Origin of the sequence: Bacillus sp. RK1064 (assembly GCF_051488405.1) — a bacterium.
GTDB lineage: Bacteria > Bacillota > Bacilli > Bacillales > Bacillaceae > Bacillus.
Genome location: NZ_JBPSCZ010000001.1, coordinates 3,386,415 through 3,402,200 on the forward strand (window position 1 = coordinate 3,386,415; position 15,786 = coordinate 3,402,200).

Genomic DNA, 15,786 nt, shown 5'->3' on the forward strand with positions numbered 1-15,786 from the left:
ACGAGAAGACCTTAGGAGGAACAGTAATGAGAAAGACAAAAATCGTTTGTACAATCGGTCCAGCAAGTGAAACCATTGAAAAGCTGACTGAATTGATTGAAGCAGGAATGAATGTAGCCAGACTAAACTTCTCTCATGGAGATTTTGAAGAGCATGGTGCACGCATTGAAAACATTCGTAAAGCAGGTAAAACATTAGGCAAGGACATTGCGATCCTTCTTGATACAAAAGGTCCAGAGATCCGTACACGTACAGTTGAAAACGGCTCAATTGAGCTAGTCGCTGGTGCAGATCTTATCGTGAGTATGGAAGACATTGTTGGAAATACGGAAAAAATTAGTGTGACGTATGAAGATTTAATTGATGATGTAGAAGTGGGCTCAACGATTCTATTAGATGATGGTCTTATTGGTTTAGAAGTGAAAGAAATTAACATGGACCGCAAAGAAATCGTCACAAAGGTCATGAATACAGGCACGCTCAAAAACAAAAAAGGTGTAAACGTACCAGGTGTAAGTGTGAACCTGCCAGGTATTACAGAAAAGGATGCCAATGATATTCTGTTCGGAATTGAACAAGGCGTCGATTTTATCGCTGCTTCTTTTGTTAGACGAGCTTCTGATGTGCTTGAAATTCGTGAGCTTCTTGAAAAGAATAATGCGGCTGACATTCAAATCATTCCTAAGATTGAAAACCAAGAGGGTGTTGATAACATCGATGAAATCCTTGAGGTATCAGATGGTTTGATGGTTGCGCGTGGAGATCTTGGTGTAGAGATCCCGGCAGAAGAAGTACCGCTTGTTCAAAAAATGCTGATCAAAAAATGCAATCGTTTAGGCAAACCTGTCATCACAGCTACCCAAATGCTTGATAGCATGCAGCGTAATCCTCGTCCAACTCGTGCGGAAGCAAGTGACGTGGCAAATGCCATTTTTGATGGCACAGATGCGATTATGCTTTCTGGTGAAACAGCAGCAGGAACATATCCAGTGGAAGCTGTACAAACGATGCATAACATTGCATCACGTTCAGAAGATGCACTCAACTATAAAGCAATTCTTTCTCGCAGAAGCGAAGAAGTAGAAGTCAGCATTACAGATGCCATCGGTCAATCTGTTGCACATACAGCGATGAAGCTTGACGTGGCAGCGATTGTGACACCTACGGAAAGCGGTCATACAGCGAGAATGATTTCAAAATATAGACCAAAAGCACCAATCGTAGCGGTCACAGCAAACGAATCAGTAGCAAGAAAGCTGTCTCTCGTATTCGGTGTATTTGCAAAGAGCGGATCAAAAACGACGTCTACTGATGAAATGCTTGAGAATGCAGTCGAGAAGTCGATCGAAACGGGCTATGTGAGACATGGCGATTTAATCGTCATTACAGCTGGTGTGCCAGTTGGTGAAACAGGTACAACGAACTTAATGAAAGTATATGTTGTTGGTGACATCATTGCGAAAGGTCAAGGAATTGGCCGTAAATCTGCATTTGGACCGGTTGTCATTGCACAAAGCGGAAAAGAAGCAGACGAAAAAATGTACGATGGGGCGATTCTTGTCGCAAACTGTACAGACCGTGATATGATGGGTGCTTTAGAAAAAGCATCTGCCTTGATCACTGAAGAAGGCGGCTTAACAAGCCATGCAGCAGTCGTTGGACTCAGCCTTGGTATTCCAGTGATTGTGGGTCTTGACAGCGCAACAACACTGCTAAAAGAAGGCGAAGAGATCACAGTAGATCCGGCACGCGGAGCGATCTACAAAGGCCGTGCAAGCGTCCTTTAAATCATACACACGAGGGGAGTTATCTGACTCCTCTCTTTTTTTATGTTACACTAAAAAAAGTAAAACAGCTTTCGATGAAAGATACCCCATGAGGTGATATGGTTGAAAAAATATTTGCTACTATTATTGATTCTGTTCCCTGCATTGGAAATCAGTTTATTTTTAATATCAAGTAAAATCATTGGCATTTTGCCAACGATGCTGATGATCGTGCTCACGAGTGCACTAGGTGCTTATTTTGCAAGAAAGCAAGGAATCGAAGCTTTTCAAAAAGTGCAGAGAGATTTACAATATGGCAAAATGCCAGGGGTAACGATTGTCGATGGTTTTTGCATTCTGATTGGCGGTCTGCTGCTGCTCATTCCCGGCTTCTTATCGGATATCATTGGTGCGCTGCTACTCATTCCGATGACGAGAAAGCAAATCAAGCCGCTCTTTGAACGCTGGCTTAGAAACATGTCTAATCGCAATCGCTATACGATTATTCGCTAAAGAGACCTTGAGCTCAAGGTCTCTTTTACTTTTGCATGCCGTACCGAATGTATTGATAGATATCTCTAAAAACACCTGCATTACGAAATGCCTGCCACACGACAAGGGAAGCAGGACCAATGACAAGTCCAAGAAAACCAAAGCATTTTAACCCGACAAATAATGCCACAAGCGTTGCTAAAGGATTAAGCCCAATGGACTTGCTTAAGACTTTTGGCTCTGAAATTTGTCTTTGAATGAGCACGACAATATACAAAATGCCGAGCCCGATAGCGAGTGAAAGGTTTCCTGTCATAGCGGAGTAAATGATCCAAGGCAGAAAAACAGTACCGCTCCCGATATAAGGAAGTAAATCGACAAACCCAATACATAAAGCAATGACAAAGGCATGCTCGACTTTTAAGATGATCAGCCCAATGACGACGAGGCCGATGGTCATAGCAACAAGCAGAAGCTGCGCCTTCATAAAACCGGTAATGGCTTTTTTGATTTCAGATAAAATGGCGCGTGTATGCTGCCTCCATTTTGCGGGAAAGATACGAGAGCCATATTTTTTTAACGTAAACCAATCTTTCGTGATAAAAAAAGTCGCCAGTGCAGAAAACAAAAGGGTTGCGGCTGCATCAGGCAAAAGACCTAAAAAAGCCGGGATAAGCTCGAGCGTTTTTGAAAGAAAAGTCCCTATTTTTGCGGCAGCTTCATCGCCTAGCGCTTGGATTTGTCCTAAAATCGATTCCTTTTGACCTGCTTGAAGCGTATTAAATTGGGCGGTGACATCATGGTACAAAGGCAGAATCTTATCTGTAAAAAACCGTTCGACAATACCAATCATTTGATCAAGGTGTCCAGGCAGAACCTTTGCTAAATAAGCACTTCCTGAAATAATTTCTGCTACTAAGAGTGTGATGAAACCGGCTGCTGCCACTAAAAAGAGCAATAGTACAATGACTACTACAATTCCTCTCGGCATTCCGGTGATCTCTTCTATTTTGCATACGGCAGGATGAATCAGGCAGGATACAATAAGTGCAATCCAAAAAGGATATAAAAAAGGAAAAGACTGATATAAAAAGACAACCGCAAATACAGCAATGCTGATCATCATCAAACTTCGCAGAAAAATGGCCATATAGGTGTGATTCACACAATCCCCTCCAAAAAACAAGCATGTCCGATACTTCATTTTATTCAAAAAGATTAGTAATATGAAAAGGTCGCAATAAAAAGAAAGGAAGGGGCGGCGTATGTTTACTCAAGCAAATTTATTTTTGGTTCTTTTACTCGTTATTGCACTTATTGCAAAGAACAATTCATTAATTTTAGCGGTTTCTGTGCTGATTGCGATTAAGCTGATTGGTTTGGATCAAAAAATTTTCCCGGTTCTCCAATCAAAAGGCATCAATTGGGGTGTCACCGTCATTACAATTGCTGTGCTTGTTCCTATTGCAACAGGTGACATTGGATTTAAGCAGCTTGGAGAAGCCATGAAATCTTCTTATGCTTGGATTGCACTTGGGGCGGGTATATTAGTAGCATTAATCGCAAAAAACGGTATTGTGCTACTCGAAAATGATCCGCATATCACGGCAGCGCTTGTGTTCGGGACAATTTTGGCAGTCAGCTTATTTAAAGGTGTAGCTGTCGGTCCGCTGATCGGAGCAGGAATTGCTTATTTGGCGATGCAGGCTGTGAAATTTTTCAGCGGTTGAAAAGAGAGTGGTTCATGCCACTTTCTTTTTTATTTTTTTCTTGCGTGAGCTTTTGCAAAAAAACATAATTAAATATAATAAAAGAAGCAAAATCCCTTTATTCCATGCCTTATATGGAAGACTGGAAAAAAAAATATCAAAAAAAATTATAGTTAAACATTTAACAAATGTCTGATTATTGTTTATAATGGGAATAGGCTTAATTTTGAACTCATTGATCACACAAGAGATATGAGGCTAAAAGCGCTCTAACCGTATAGGTAAATGTAAGCATTTTCTTTTCTGAACCTGCCGTCTTATTCGGATTGGATAGCGCTTTCAAAAAGCGAGAATTCTGCAACGAAGGGGAATCTTTTTAAAAAGGGGAGATTGAACATGACAGCAACAAGAGGTCTTGAAGGTATTGTGGCAACAACTTCATCCGTAAGCTCAATTATTGATGATACTCTTACTTATGTAGGGTACAATATCGATGATTTAACTGAAAAAGCTACATTCGAAGAAATTGTCTACCTGTTATGGCACTTAAAGCTGCCGAATGAGCAAGAGCTGAGTGAGTTAAAACAGCAGCTCAATGAAAATGCTCACATTCCGCAAGAAATCATTGAGCACTTTAAATCGTATTCGCTGGACGGGGTTCATCCAATGTCTGCGATTCGTACAGCGGTATCCTTACTAGGTTTACTCGATGACGAATCAGAGATTATGGACAAAGAAGCGAATTACAGAAAAGCCATTCGTTTACAGGCGAAAATTTCTGGACTAGTCGCTACGTTTTCACGCATTCGAAAGGGACTTGAGCCTGTACAGCCAAAAGAAGAATACAGCTATGCTGCGAACTTCTTGTATATGCTAAATGGCGAAGAGCCGTCACCAGTAGAAATTGAGGCAATTGATAAGGCACTCATTCTACATGCGGATCATGAATTAAACGCATCGACATTTACAGCACGTGTATGTGTTGCTACACTATCAGATATCTACTCTGGTGTAACAGCGGCTATCGGTGCGCTGAAAGGGCCACTTCATGGCGGAGCCAACGAAGGCGTGATGAAGATGCTTTCAGAAATTGGCGAAGTTGAAAACGTAGATTCCTATATTCATGGTAAGCTAGAGAAGAAAGAAAAAATTATGGGCTTTGGCCACCGCGTATACCGTCAAGGTGACCCGCGTGCAAAGCATCTAAAAGAAATGAGCCAGCGTTTAACAAACCTCACTGGCGAGCCGAAATGGTATGAAATGTCTGTTCGCGCAGAGGAAATCGTGACATCAGAGAAAAATCTTCCACCAAATGTTGATTTTTATTCTGCATCTGTATATCACAGTCTTGGGATTGATCATGACTTATTTACACCAATTTTCGTGATCAGCCGATTCTCTGGATGGATTGCTCACATTCTAGAGCAGTATGACAACAACCGTCTCATCCGTCCAAGAGCTGACTACATTGGACCTGATCTTCAAACCTTTGTTCCGATCAGTGAAAGAGACTAATGTTTATAGAATAAGCGGGGGCTGATCCTCAGGAAGGCCAATCAGCCTCTATATCAACAAAAAACGAATCACGTGAAAAACTTCTTCGCTTGCAGACATCAAGCCAAGAAGTTTCAAATATTCACTACATAACCTGGGAGGTAATATCATTGTCACAAGGCGAAAAAATTACAGTTACTGGCGGCGTATTGAATGTACCAAATAATCCAATTATCCCGTTTATCGAAGGGGACGGAATCGGTCCTGACATTTGGAAAGCAGCATCAAGAGTACTTGAAGCAGCTGTAGAAAAAGCATATAAAGGTGAAAAGCAAATCACTTGGAAAGAAGTATATGCAGGTGAGAAAGCTTACAATAAAACTGGAGAATGGCTTCCTGAGCAAACACTTGAAGACATTCGTGAATACTTAATCGCGATCAAAGGACCACTGACAACACCAATCGGCGGAGGAATCCGTTCATTAAACGTGGCACTTAGACAAGAGCTTGATCTATTCACATGCTTACGTCCAGTTCGCTGGTTCCAAGGCGTACCGTCTCCTGTGAAACGTCCAGAAGACACAGATATGGTCATCTTCCGTGAGAACACAGAAGATATCTATGCTGGCATCGAGTATGCAAAAGGATCAGACGAAGTGAAGAAGTTAATTGACTTCTTGAAAAATGAATTAGGTGTAAACAAAATCCGTTTCCCAGAAACGTCAGGTATCGGAATCAAGCCAGTTTCTGAAGAAGGAACTTCTCGCCTTGTCAGAGCGGCTATCCAATATGCAATCGACCAAGGCCGTAAGTCTGTGACGCTTGTTCACAAAGGAAACATCATGAAATTTACAGAAGGTGCCTTCAAAAACTGGGGCTACGAAGTGGCTGAAAAAGAGTTTGGCGACAAGGTCTTTACATGGGCACAATATGATCGTATTGTAGAACAAGATGGAAAAGATGCGGCAAACAAAGCGCAAAGTGAAGCAGAAGCTGCTGGCAAAATTATTGTCAAAGACAGCATTGCAGATATTTTCCTTCAACAAATCCTAACTCGTCCAGCTGAGTTCGATGTTGTGGCAACAATGAACTTAAACGGAGATTACATCTCTGATGCTCTTGCAGCACAAGTTGGTGGAATTGGTATCGCACCAGGTGCGAACATCAACTACGAAACAGGACACGCTATTTTTGAAGCGACTCACGGAACAGCACCTAAATATGCTGGTCTTGATAAAGTGAATCCATCTTCTGTTCTTCTATCAGGCGTGCTTTTACTTGAGCACCTTGGCTGGCAGGAAGCAGCTGATCTAGTGATTCAATCTGTTGAAAAAACAATTGCATCAAAAGTCGTCACTTACGATTTTGCTAGATTAATGGATGGCGCAACAGAAGTGAAATGTTCTGAGTTTGCTGACGAGCTCATCAAAAACTTGTCTTGATTCTTAAACTTTAAAGTTAAAGGGGAAAAAGGAAATGGCAAACAAGCGTAAAAAAGTATCTGTCATCGGAGCAGGCTTTACTGGAGCAACTACAGCATTTCTAACGGCTCAAAAAGAATTAGCGGACGTCGTATTAGTCGATATCCCGCAGCTTGAGAACCCAACAAAAGGGAAAGCACTTGATATGCTGGAAGCAAGTCCTGTTCAAGGCTTCGATGCAAACATTACAGGAACTTCTAACTACGAAGATACAGCCGGTTCTGATGTCGTGGTCATTACGGCGGGAATTGCAAGAAAGCCGGGAATGAGCCGTGACGATCTCGTGTCAACAAATGAAAAAATCATGCGCAGTGTGACACGCGAAATCGTTAAATATTCTCCAGAAGCCATCATTGTTGTGTTAACAAACCCTGTTGATGCAATGACGTATGCAGTTTATAAAGAATCAGGATTACCAAAAGAAAAAGTCATTGGACAATCGGGCATTCTTGATACAGCACGTTTCCGTACGTTCGTAGCTCAAGAATTAAACCTATCTGTTAAAGATGTGACGGGCTTTGTACTTGGTGGACATGGCGATGACATGGTTCCTCTTGTTCGTTACTCTTATGCAGGCGGTATCCCGCTTGAAACATTGATTCCAAAAGATCGAATTGATGCAATTGTTGAAAGAACAAGAAAAGGCGGCGGCGAAATCGTGAACCTATTAGGTAACGGTAGTGCATATTATGCTCCTGCTGCTTCACTAGTCGAAATGGTTGAGGCGATCCTTAAAGATCAGCGCCGCGTCATGCCGACGATTGCTTACCTTGAAGGTGAATATGGCTACGAAGGCATTTACCTAGGTGTACCAACAATCGTAGGTGGCAACGGTCTTGAGAAGATCATCGAGCTTGAGCTGACAGAAGAAGAAAGAAGTCAGCTTGACCGTTCTGTTGAATCTGTTAAGAATGTCATGAAAGTATTGTCTTAATATGAATAAAAAAGAAGGCTTCTCTCATGAGGAGTCTTCTTTTTGTTTACAAAACATATCTTGTCGAAATTTTAAATTGTCCTCTTGTTAAGCTTTCGTTAAAATGAAAGAGAAAGCATGACTTCTCGCTTTTCACATAAGATACAAAAAACGGATGCAGGGGAAATCACTAATTGGAGGCACAACATGAATAAAAAAATATTAGTTGTGGATGATGAAGAATCGATTGTAACACTTCTAAGCTATAACCTTGAAAGAGCGGGCTATGATGTCGTCACAGCAAGAGACGGGGAAGAAGCGCTTGAAAAAGCAGCAAGTGAACAGCCTGATCTCATTGTATTAGATTTAATGCTTCCGAAGATGGACGGCATTGAAGTGTGCAAACAACTGAGAATTCAAAAAATGATGTTCCCTATTTTAATGCTGACAGCAAAGGACGATGAATTTGATAAGGTGCTAGGCCTTGAGCTTGGAGCCGATGATTACATGACAAAGCCATTCAGTCCTAGAGAAGTGGGTGCTCGGGTAAAAGCCATCTTGAGAAGAGCACAGCAATCTCAGCCTGCCCCCACGCAAGAGGAGAAGGAAGAGAACATTGCAGACCAAATCAAAATTGGTGAACTGCGCATTTTACCAGAACACTACGAAGTCTATTTCCAGGAAGAACGTCTAGAGCTCACGCCAAAAGAATTTGAACTGCTGCTTTATTTGGCGAAGCATAAAGGACGTGTCCTCACGCGTGATTTATTGTTAAGTGCCGTTTGGAATTATGACTTTGCAGGTGACACTCGTATTGTGGATGTCCATATTAGCCACTTGCGGGACAAAATTGAAAAGAACACGAAAAAACCAACATACATTAAAACGATTCGCGGCTTAGGCTACAAATTGGAGGAGCCAAAGTCAAATGAGTAAAATTAGAACCCGTCTGTTTTCGGGACTCATTTTTCTCCTTTTTATTGTGTTTGTGGCACTTGGTCTTTTCTTGGACCACATGTTCCATGTTTTCTATGAAACCAAATTAACGGAACGAATGGAAAAGGAATCGAGCTTCCTCCTGTCTTCCATGAATGGTGACGATCTGAAGGCGAAGCAAAACAAGGAGGTCCTCCATCAGGCAAAGCAGCATTTTGATATGAATGCGTCGATTGTGGACCTGAAGGGGAATATCATACATACAACGGGTCAAGCAGAACAAAGGGCCATCATTCGAAACACGCTGAACAATGAACGTCTCCAAACAAAAGGGGTCGTCATTGACGATGAGAAGGATGCGCTGTTTCATTATGCTGTCCCGATCCTGAAACAAAACGAACCAGCGGGTTATTTATTTCTCCATGCGTCATACGAGCCTTTAAATGAAATTGACGGCCAGCTCTGGCTTGCATTAGCCTTTTGTCTTGGCTCGGCGATTATCATCATCGTTTTCTTTGGGTACCGCATGTCGATGAAATATGTGAAACCAATTGATTATGCTACAAAGGTAGCCAAACAGCTGGAACGCGGGAACTATGATACGAATAACTATGAAGAGTTGATGATTGAAACAAGTGAACTGAATACTTCCATGAAGCGTTTGGCAGGAAGTCTTCAAGAAATGACAAGTGCCGGTGAAATGCAGAGAGACCGGCTGCAAACGGTCATTGAAAATATTGGAGCGGGGATTATTTTGATTGATAAGATGGGTTATATCCACCTAGTCAATCGAACCTTCCGCAAGCAGTTTAAGGTACAAAAGCACATTTACATGCACAAGCTGTATCACGAAGCGTTTACACATGAAGAGATTATCGAATTAATTGACGAAATTTTCATGACAGAAACGAAGGTGCGGAAGTTTTTACGTCTAGCCGTTGACATTGAACGCCGCTACTTCCAAGTGGATGGTGTACCCATTTTAAGTACAGACGATGAATGGAAAGGAATTGTCCTCGTGTTTCATGACGTGACAGAAACGAAGCAGCTGGAGCAGATGCGAAAAGACTTTGTTGCCAATGTGTCTCATGAGTTAAAAACACCGATTACATCGATTAAAGGATTTTCTGAAACCCTTCTTGATGGCGCAATTGATGACAAAGAAGCACTGACAGAATTCCTTTCTATCATTTTAAAAGAGAGTGTCCGTCTAGAAACATTGATTCAAGACTTACTTGATCTTTCTAAAATTGAGCAGCAGCAATTCAAGCTGAATATTCAAGAAGCCAATGCGACAGAAATCATCCAAGAGATTCAAGTGCTGTTAAGTCAAAAGGCTACAGAAAAAGGCATTCAACTACATGTGCGTGTCCCAAAAGAACCGGTCTATGTCATGGCAGACCCGCTAAGGTTAAAGCAAATCTTCCTCAATCTCGTCAATAATGCCCTGACCTATACACCAGAGGGAGGAAGTGTTACCATCTCAGCAAGACCGCGGAAAGGTGCCTATGAATTTGATGTAGCAGATACAGGAATCGGCATGAAGAAAAGCGAGATTCCAAGAATATTTGAGAGATTTTATCGAATTGATAAAGATAGAAGCAGGAATTCAGGCGGTACAGGTCTTGGTCTTGCCATTGTCAAACACCTTGTGGAAGCGCATGAAGGAACGATTTCTGTCCACAGCAAACAAGGTAAAGGGACGACTTTTACAGTGAGTCTGAAATCGACTTAGAGAAAAAAAGGAAAGTCACGTTAAAATTTACATGATCTTTACAATGAATTCATGTTTTGTTAAACATTCATTGATAGGATGAATAGGAACCCCTTCATCCAAGGAGCCAATTTTGGAAGGACGAAAACACTTGTTGTTTTCGTCCCTTTTTTATGCAGGCTCGACTATTTTCTTTTCAAAATAAACTTTGATAAAATGAAGATACAATGTGTGAAAGAGACGGCTGAGATGGCTCAGCCGATGGAGGATTAAAACATGACAGACAAAAAGAAATTAGTGTTAGTGGATGGAAACAGCCTCGCATATCGAGCCTTCTTTGCTTTGCCGCTATTATCAAATGATAAAGGCGTACATACAAATGCTATTTATGGATTTGCGATGATCTTAATGAAGATGCTGGAGGACGAGAAGCCTACCCATATGCTCGTCGCATTTGATGCGGGAAAAACAACGTTCCGCCACGAGACATTTAAAGAATATAAAGGCGGAAGACAAAAAACTCCGCCAGAGCTATCAGAACAAATGCCGTTCATCCGTGAACTATTAGATGCCTATCAGGTGAAAAGGTACGAGCTTCCTCAATATGAAGCAGATGATATTATCGGTACATTGGCTGTCGAGGCAGAAAAAGACGGCTTTGAAGTCAAAATCTTCTCAGGAGATAAGGACTTAACACAGCTCTCAACAGATCATACGACAGTGGCTATTACGAAAAAAGGCATCACAGAAGTAGAATATTACACACCTGCTCATATTGAAGAAAAATATGGCCTGCGACCAGATCAAATCATTGATATGAAAGGGCTGATGGGAGATTCCTCAGATAATATCCCAGGCGTCCCAGGTGTAGGCGAAAAAACAGCGATTAAATTGTTAAAGCAGTTTGAAACAGTTGAGAACCTGCTTGAACATATTGATGAAGTGAGCGGGAAAAAGCTAAAAGAAAAACTTGAAGAATATAAAGAACAAGCAGTCATGAGTAAAGAGCTGGCGACGATTCTTGTAGAAGCACCTATTGATGTGTCAAGCAAAGATTTGGCATATGAAGGCCCTCACATGGATCAAGTGATCTCTCTTTATAAAGAACTGGGCTTTCAAACGCTGCTAGAGCGTCTAGGAGAAGCACCAGAAACAGATGAACAGGTCGAAGTAGATGCATTAGAAGTGAAAAAAATGACAGCTGCAGGGGACGACATGCTGACAGATCATGCAGCCCTTGTGGTAGAACAGCTTGGAGATAATTATCACGAAGCGGATTTGATCGGTTTTGCGATCCATAATGAAAATGGTGCGTTTTTTATCACGAAAGAAGATGCGCTTCAATCAGAAGCATTTAAAGAATGGGTACAGGATGAAACAAAGAAAAAATGGGTCTTTGATTCAAAAAGAGCAGTTGTCGCCCTGAGATGGCATGATGTCGATCTAAAAGGTGTCGATAATGATGTTCTGCTAGCTTCCTATGTCGTCAACCCGCAGAAATCATATGAGGACGTCGCGAGTGTAGCGAAGGAATATGGTCTGAATATCGCTCTTTCTGATGAAAAAGTATACGGAAAAGGAGCAAAGCAGGCGATTCCACCTGAAGATGAACTGAAAGAACATCTTGGACGAAAAGCAGCGGCGATCTCAGCCTTGCATGATTTAACACTTGAAGCATTAGAAAAAAATGATCAGCACGAACTGTATGAAGATTTAGAGCTGCCACTTGCTCTCATCTTAGGTGAAATGGAATCTCTTGGAGTAAAGGTAGATATAGAGCGCCTAGAGAAAATGGGTGAAGAATTAACGAAAAAACTCAAAGAATATGAAGAAACCATTCACCGCTTAGCAGGAGAAACGTTTAACATCAATTCTCCTAAACAGCTTGGCGTCATCCTATTTGAAAAATTAGGTCTGCCGATTATCAAGAAGACAAAAACAGGCTACTCGACGTCTGCAGATGTGCTTGAAAAGCTTGAAGATAAGCATGAAATCATTCGGTCCATTCTGCACTACAGACAAATTGGAAAGCTGCAATCGACCTATGTAGAAGGGTTAATGAAAGTTACGCGCAAGGATACACATAAAGTGCATACAAGATTTAATCAAGCACTCACGCAAACAGGAAGATTAAGCTCAACAGATCCGAATCTTCAAAACATCCCGATTCGTTTAGAAGAAGGACGGAAAATTCGTCAAGCATTCGTTCCTTCAAAAGAAGGCTGGCTCATGTTTGCAGCAGACTATTCACAAATCGAGCTGCGTGTGCTCGCTCATATTTCACAAGATGAGAATTTGATCGAAGCGTTTACGCAAGACATGGACATTCACACGAAAACAGCGATGGACGTGTTCCATGTCTCAGAAGAAGAAGTGACTTCCGCTATGAGAAGACAAGCCAAGGCTGTAAACTTCGGTATTGTATATGGAATCAGCGATTATGGACTTTCTCAAAACCTTGGGATCACAAGAAAAGAAGCAGCCGCTTTTATCGAACGCTATTTAACAAGCTTTAAAGGCGTGAAAACCTATATGGAAGAAATCGTCCAAGAAGCGAAACAAAAAGGCTACGTCACGACGCTTCTCAAACGCAGACGGTATATCCCGGATATCACAAGCCGTAATTTTAATATCAAAAGCTTTGCAGAACGAACAGCCATGAACACACCGATCCAAGGCAGTGCAGCTGATATTATTAAAAAAGCGATGATTGATATGGCGCGAAGGCTCAAAGAAGAAAACCTGCAGGCAAATCTTTTATTACAGGTGCACGATGAATTGATCTTCGAAGCGCCGAAAGAAGAAATCGCCATCCTTGAAAAGATTGTTCCTGAAGTCATGGAAAACGCACTTCAGCTTGATGTGCCGCTAAAAGTTGATTTTGCTTCAGGTCCATCTTGGTACGATGCGAAATAAATAATAGAGAGAAAAAGGAGCGAGGAGCATGCCGGAATTACCAGAAGTTGAAACCGTCCGGCGCACTCTCAAGCGGTTAGTCGAAGGAAAAACGATTGAAACGGTCGATATCAAATGGCCAAACATCATCAAACGTCCTGGGAAGCCGGAAGAGTTCGCAAGAAGAATGGTAGGAGAAACCATACAAACCATTGAAAGAAGAGGAAAGTTCCTCCTCTTTCATTTAGACCATTATGTGATGGTCTCCCATTTAAGGATGGAAGGGAAATACCGTGTACATGAAGCGCATGAGCCTTATGATAAACACGTACACGTCGTCTTTACGTTTACAGATGGTACTGAGCTTCGGTACCATGATGTGCGTAAATTTGGCACGATGCATTTATTTCAGCCGGGTGAAGAGGAAAAGGAACTCCCGCTTTCTCAGCTGGGATATGAACCATTTGATGAACAGTTCACTCCTGAGTATTTATGGGAGCAATTGAAAAAAACAACCCGCGTGGTTAAAACAGCACTGCTTGATCAAAAGATTGTCGTAGGTCTTGGTAACATTTACGTAGATGAGGTCCTGTTTAAATCAGGTATTCATCCAGAAACGAAAGCGAATCACCTCAGCCTGAAATCCTGCAAAGTGCTTCACAAGCAGATCATTGATACGCTTCAAGTGGCGGTAGATGCGGGAGGAAGCACGATTCGTTCTTATATCAACTCACAAGGAGATATTGGAACATTTCAGCTGCAGCTTCTTGTATATGACCGGCGGGGAGAGCCTTGCCAAACATGCGGAAGCATCATCGAGAAAACAGTGGTCGGAGGGCGCGGCACGCACTTTTGTGTGACCTGCCAAAAACGTCCTCAATAAAGTTTAGCCATGAGCATGCTTCCTTTTTGCTATGCATACGATAAAAAACATTCATTTTTCAGCAAGGTGTAGACTGACACACAGCCCACCTGCTCTTCATATAGTGAAGAAGAGTCTAAGGACGCCTAGAGACTCTTGATCATCGTTGCATGAACAGAAAGGAAGAGTTCAGGTATGATTTCGATTTCGCTCCTGTTTTTAGCTATTGCAGTCAGCATCGACAGCTTTTCTGTAGGCTTTACGTATGGGCTTCGCAAAATGAGGATCCCATTTAAAGCCATCGTCATTATTGCATGCTGCTCAGGGATTGTGCTGCTCATTTCTATGCTGATTGGCAGCCTGCTGACGACATTTCTCCCTGTCTCAGTGACCGATAAACTGGGGGGAGGCATTTTAATTGCCATTGGCCTTTGGGTCCTGTATCAATTTTACAAACCAGCGAAAGAGCGTGATTTGCTTCTTCATGAAAAGACATTGCTCAATGTGGAAGTACAATCGCTTGGGCTTGTCATTCACATTTTAAGAAAGCCGACAAGTGCAGATATTGACCGATCTGGGACGATTAATGGAATGGAAGCGGTACTTCTTGGAATTGCTTTATCCATTGATGCATTTGGCGCAGGGATTGGCGCAGCGATTCTTGGCTTTTCTCCAATTGTTATGAGTATCACGGTGGCAGTGATGAGCTCACTTTTTGTGTGTATCGGGCTGCGTGCCGGTCATTACTTGGCAAATTGGCGCTGGATCAATAAACTCGCATGCTTACCAGGGCTTCTGCTCATATTAATTGGGGTTTGGAAGCTGTAAAAGGAGGAAATCAATTGACGCTTGTCATTGGATTAACAGGCGGGATTGCTAGCGGAAAAAGCACAGTCTCGCAGATGATAAAAGAGCAGGGCATTCGGGTTGTGGACGCAGATGTGATTGCAAAAGAAGCGGTCTCCAAAGGAACATCCGCCCTTCATCATATCGTTCAAACCTTTGGTGAGGGTGTCCTCCTGCCAAATGGAGAGCTGAACCGGCAGGAGCTGGGAGCCATTATTTTTTCTAATGAAGAGAAACGAAAGCAGCTGAATGCGATCGTTCATCCAGAAGTGCGAAAGGAAATGCTCAGGCAGCGAGATGAAGGGATCAACAGCCAAGAAACATTCGTTGTCCTTGATATCCCGCTTTTATTTGAAAGTCAGCTGGAAAGTCTTGTCGACCGGATCATTGTGGTGTATACAACACCTGAATTGCAGCTATCACGACTCATGAATCGAAACGACCTCAGTGAGGAAGAAGCGCTGAATCGGATTCACTCTCAGCAGCCCCTTGAAGAGAAATGTAAAAAAGCAGACCGCGTGATAGAAAACACACAAGATCTCGCTTTTATCAGAAAGCAATTGCAGAACATATTAAATGAATGGGAACATACAGATAAGTAAGAGTACATACACGTACTCTTCTTTTTTTATGCTTTATTCTTATTTCCTTTGAAAAGAACAGCCCTTTTTAGAAAAT

13 protein-coding genes are annotated in these 15,786 nt (G+C 42.0%); 12 read left to right on the plus strand and 1 reads right to left on the minus strand.

Going from position 1 to position 15,786, the window contains the following annotated elements; all coding sequences use genetic code 11:
* The first annotated feature begins 26 nt into the window (after window positions 1-26).
* Both pyk and ACSSTM_RS17425 read left to right on the plus strand, forming a co-directional pair.
* Entirely contained in the window at window positions 27-1,787 is a 1,761-nt protein-coding gene (gene pyk / locus ACSSTM_RS17420) for a pyruvate kinase (RefSeq protein ID WP_034661851.1), read from the plus strand.
* Window positions 1,788-1,889: 102 nt separating this feature from the next.
* Window positions 1,890-2,279, plus strand: a complete 390-nt coding sequence (locus ACSSTM_RS17425; RefSeq protein ID WP_034661850.1) for an FxsA family protein — start codon at window positions 1,890-1,892, stop codon at window positions 2,277-2,279.
* A gap of 25 nt (window positions 2,280-2,304) precedes the next feature.
* Here the strand turns inward: ACSSTM_RS17425 and ytvI are convergent, their stop codons facing one another.
* Window positions 2,305-3,423 carry a sporulation integral membrane protein YtvI gene (ytvI, locus tag ACSSTM_RS17430; protein WP_034661849.1) on the minus strand — a complete coding sequence of 373 codons (1,119 nt, stop codon included), beginning with the start codon at window positions 3,421-3,423 and terminating at the stop codon, window positions 2,305-2,307.
* Between the two features lie 100 nt (window positions 3,424-3,523).
* Between ytvI and ACSSTM_RS17435 the strand changes: the two genes are divergently transcribed.
* The 10 genes from ACSSTM_RS17435 (at window position 3,524) to coaE (ending at window position 15,710) form a co-directional block, all read left to right on the plus strand.
* A complete protein-coding gene (locus tag ACSSTM_RS17435; protein WP_007501699.1) occupies window positions 3,524-3,988 on the plus strand; it encodes a DUF441 domain-containing protein in 465 nt (154 codons plus the stop codon).
* A gap of 375 nt (window positions 3,989-4,363) precedes the next feature.
* The gene (gene citZ / locus ACSSTM_RS17440; protein WP_034661848.1) at window positions 4,364-5,482 is read left to right on the plus strand and encodes a citrate synthase; all 1,119 of its coding nucleotides are present in this window, start codon (window positions 4,364-4,366) and stop codon (window positions 5,480-5,482) included.
* 149 nt (window positions 5,483-5,631) lie between these two features.
* A complete protein-coding gene (gene icd / locus ACSSTM_RS17445; RefSeq protein WP_008346060.1) occupies window positions 5,632-6,903 on the plus strand; it encodes an NADP-dependent isocitrate dehydrogenase in 1,272 nt (423 codons plus the stop codon).
* Between the two features lie 34 nt (window positions 6,904-6,937).
* The gene (gene mdh / locus ACSSTM_RS17450) at window positions 6,938-7,876 is read left to right on the plus strand and encodes a malate dehydrogenase (RefSeq protein ID WP_034661844.1); all 939 of its coding nucleotides are present in this window, start codon (window positions 6,938-6,940) and stop codon (window positions 7,874-7,876) included.
* A 186-nt stretch (window positions 7,877-8,062) separates the two neighbouring features.
* A complete protein-coding gene (locus ACSSTM_RS17455; RefSeq protein ID WP_034661841.1) occupies window positions 8,063-8,791 on the plus strand; it encodes a response regulator transcription factor in 729 nt (242 codons plus the stop codon).
* Window positions 8,784-10,526 carry a two-component system histidine kinase PnpS gene (pnpS, locus tag ACSSTM_RS17460; protein WP_268495815.1) on the plus strand — a complete coding sequence of 581 codons (1,743 nt, stop codon included), beginning with the start codon at window positions 8,784-8,786 and terminating at the stop codon, window positions 10,524-10,526. Before ACSSTM_RS17455 ends, pnpS begins: the two co-directional genes overlap by 8 nt.
* Window positions 10,527-10,781: 255 nt before the next feature.
* Window positions 10,782-13,421: a DNA polymerase I gene (gene polA / locus ACSSTM_RS17465; protein WP_095285560.1), complete on the plus strand. Its 2,640-nt coding sequence runs from the start codon at window positions 10,782-10,784 to the stop codon at window positions 13,419-13,421.
* Window positions 13,422-13,449: 28 nt separating this feature from the next.
* Window positions 13,450-14,283, plus strand: a complete 834-nt coding sequence (mutM, locus tag ACSSTM_RS17470; protein ID WP_437404265.1) for a DNA-formamidopyrimidine glycosylase — start codon at window positions 13,450-13,452, stop codon at window positions 14,281-14,283.
* Between the two features lie 174 nt (window positions 14,284-14,457).
* Window positions 14,458-15,090 (plus strand): sporulation membrane protein YtaF, encoded by a 633-nt coding sequence (ytaF, locus tag ACSSTM_RS17475; protein ID WP_034661833.1) that lies wholly within the window; start codon window positions 14,458-14,460, stop codon window positions 15,088-15,090.
* A 14-nt stretch (window positions 15,091-15,104) separates the two neighbouring features.
* Window positions 15,105-15,710, plus strand: a complete 606-nt coding sequence (gene coaE / locus ACSSTM_RS17480) for a dephospho-CoA kinase (protein ID WP_034661832.1) — start codon at window positions 15,105-15,107, stop codon at window positions 15,708-15,710.
* Window positions 15,711-15,786: the final 76 nt, after the last annotated feature.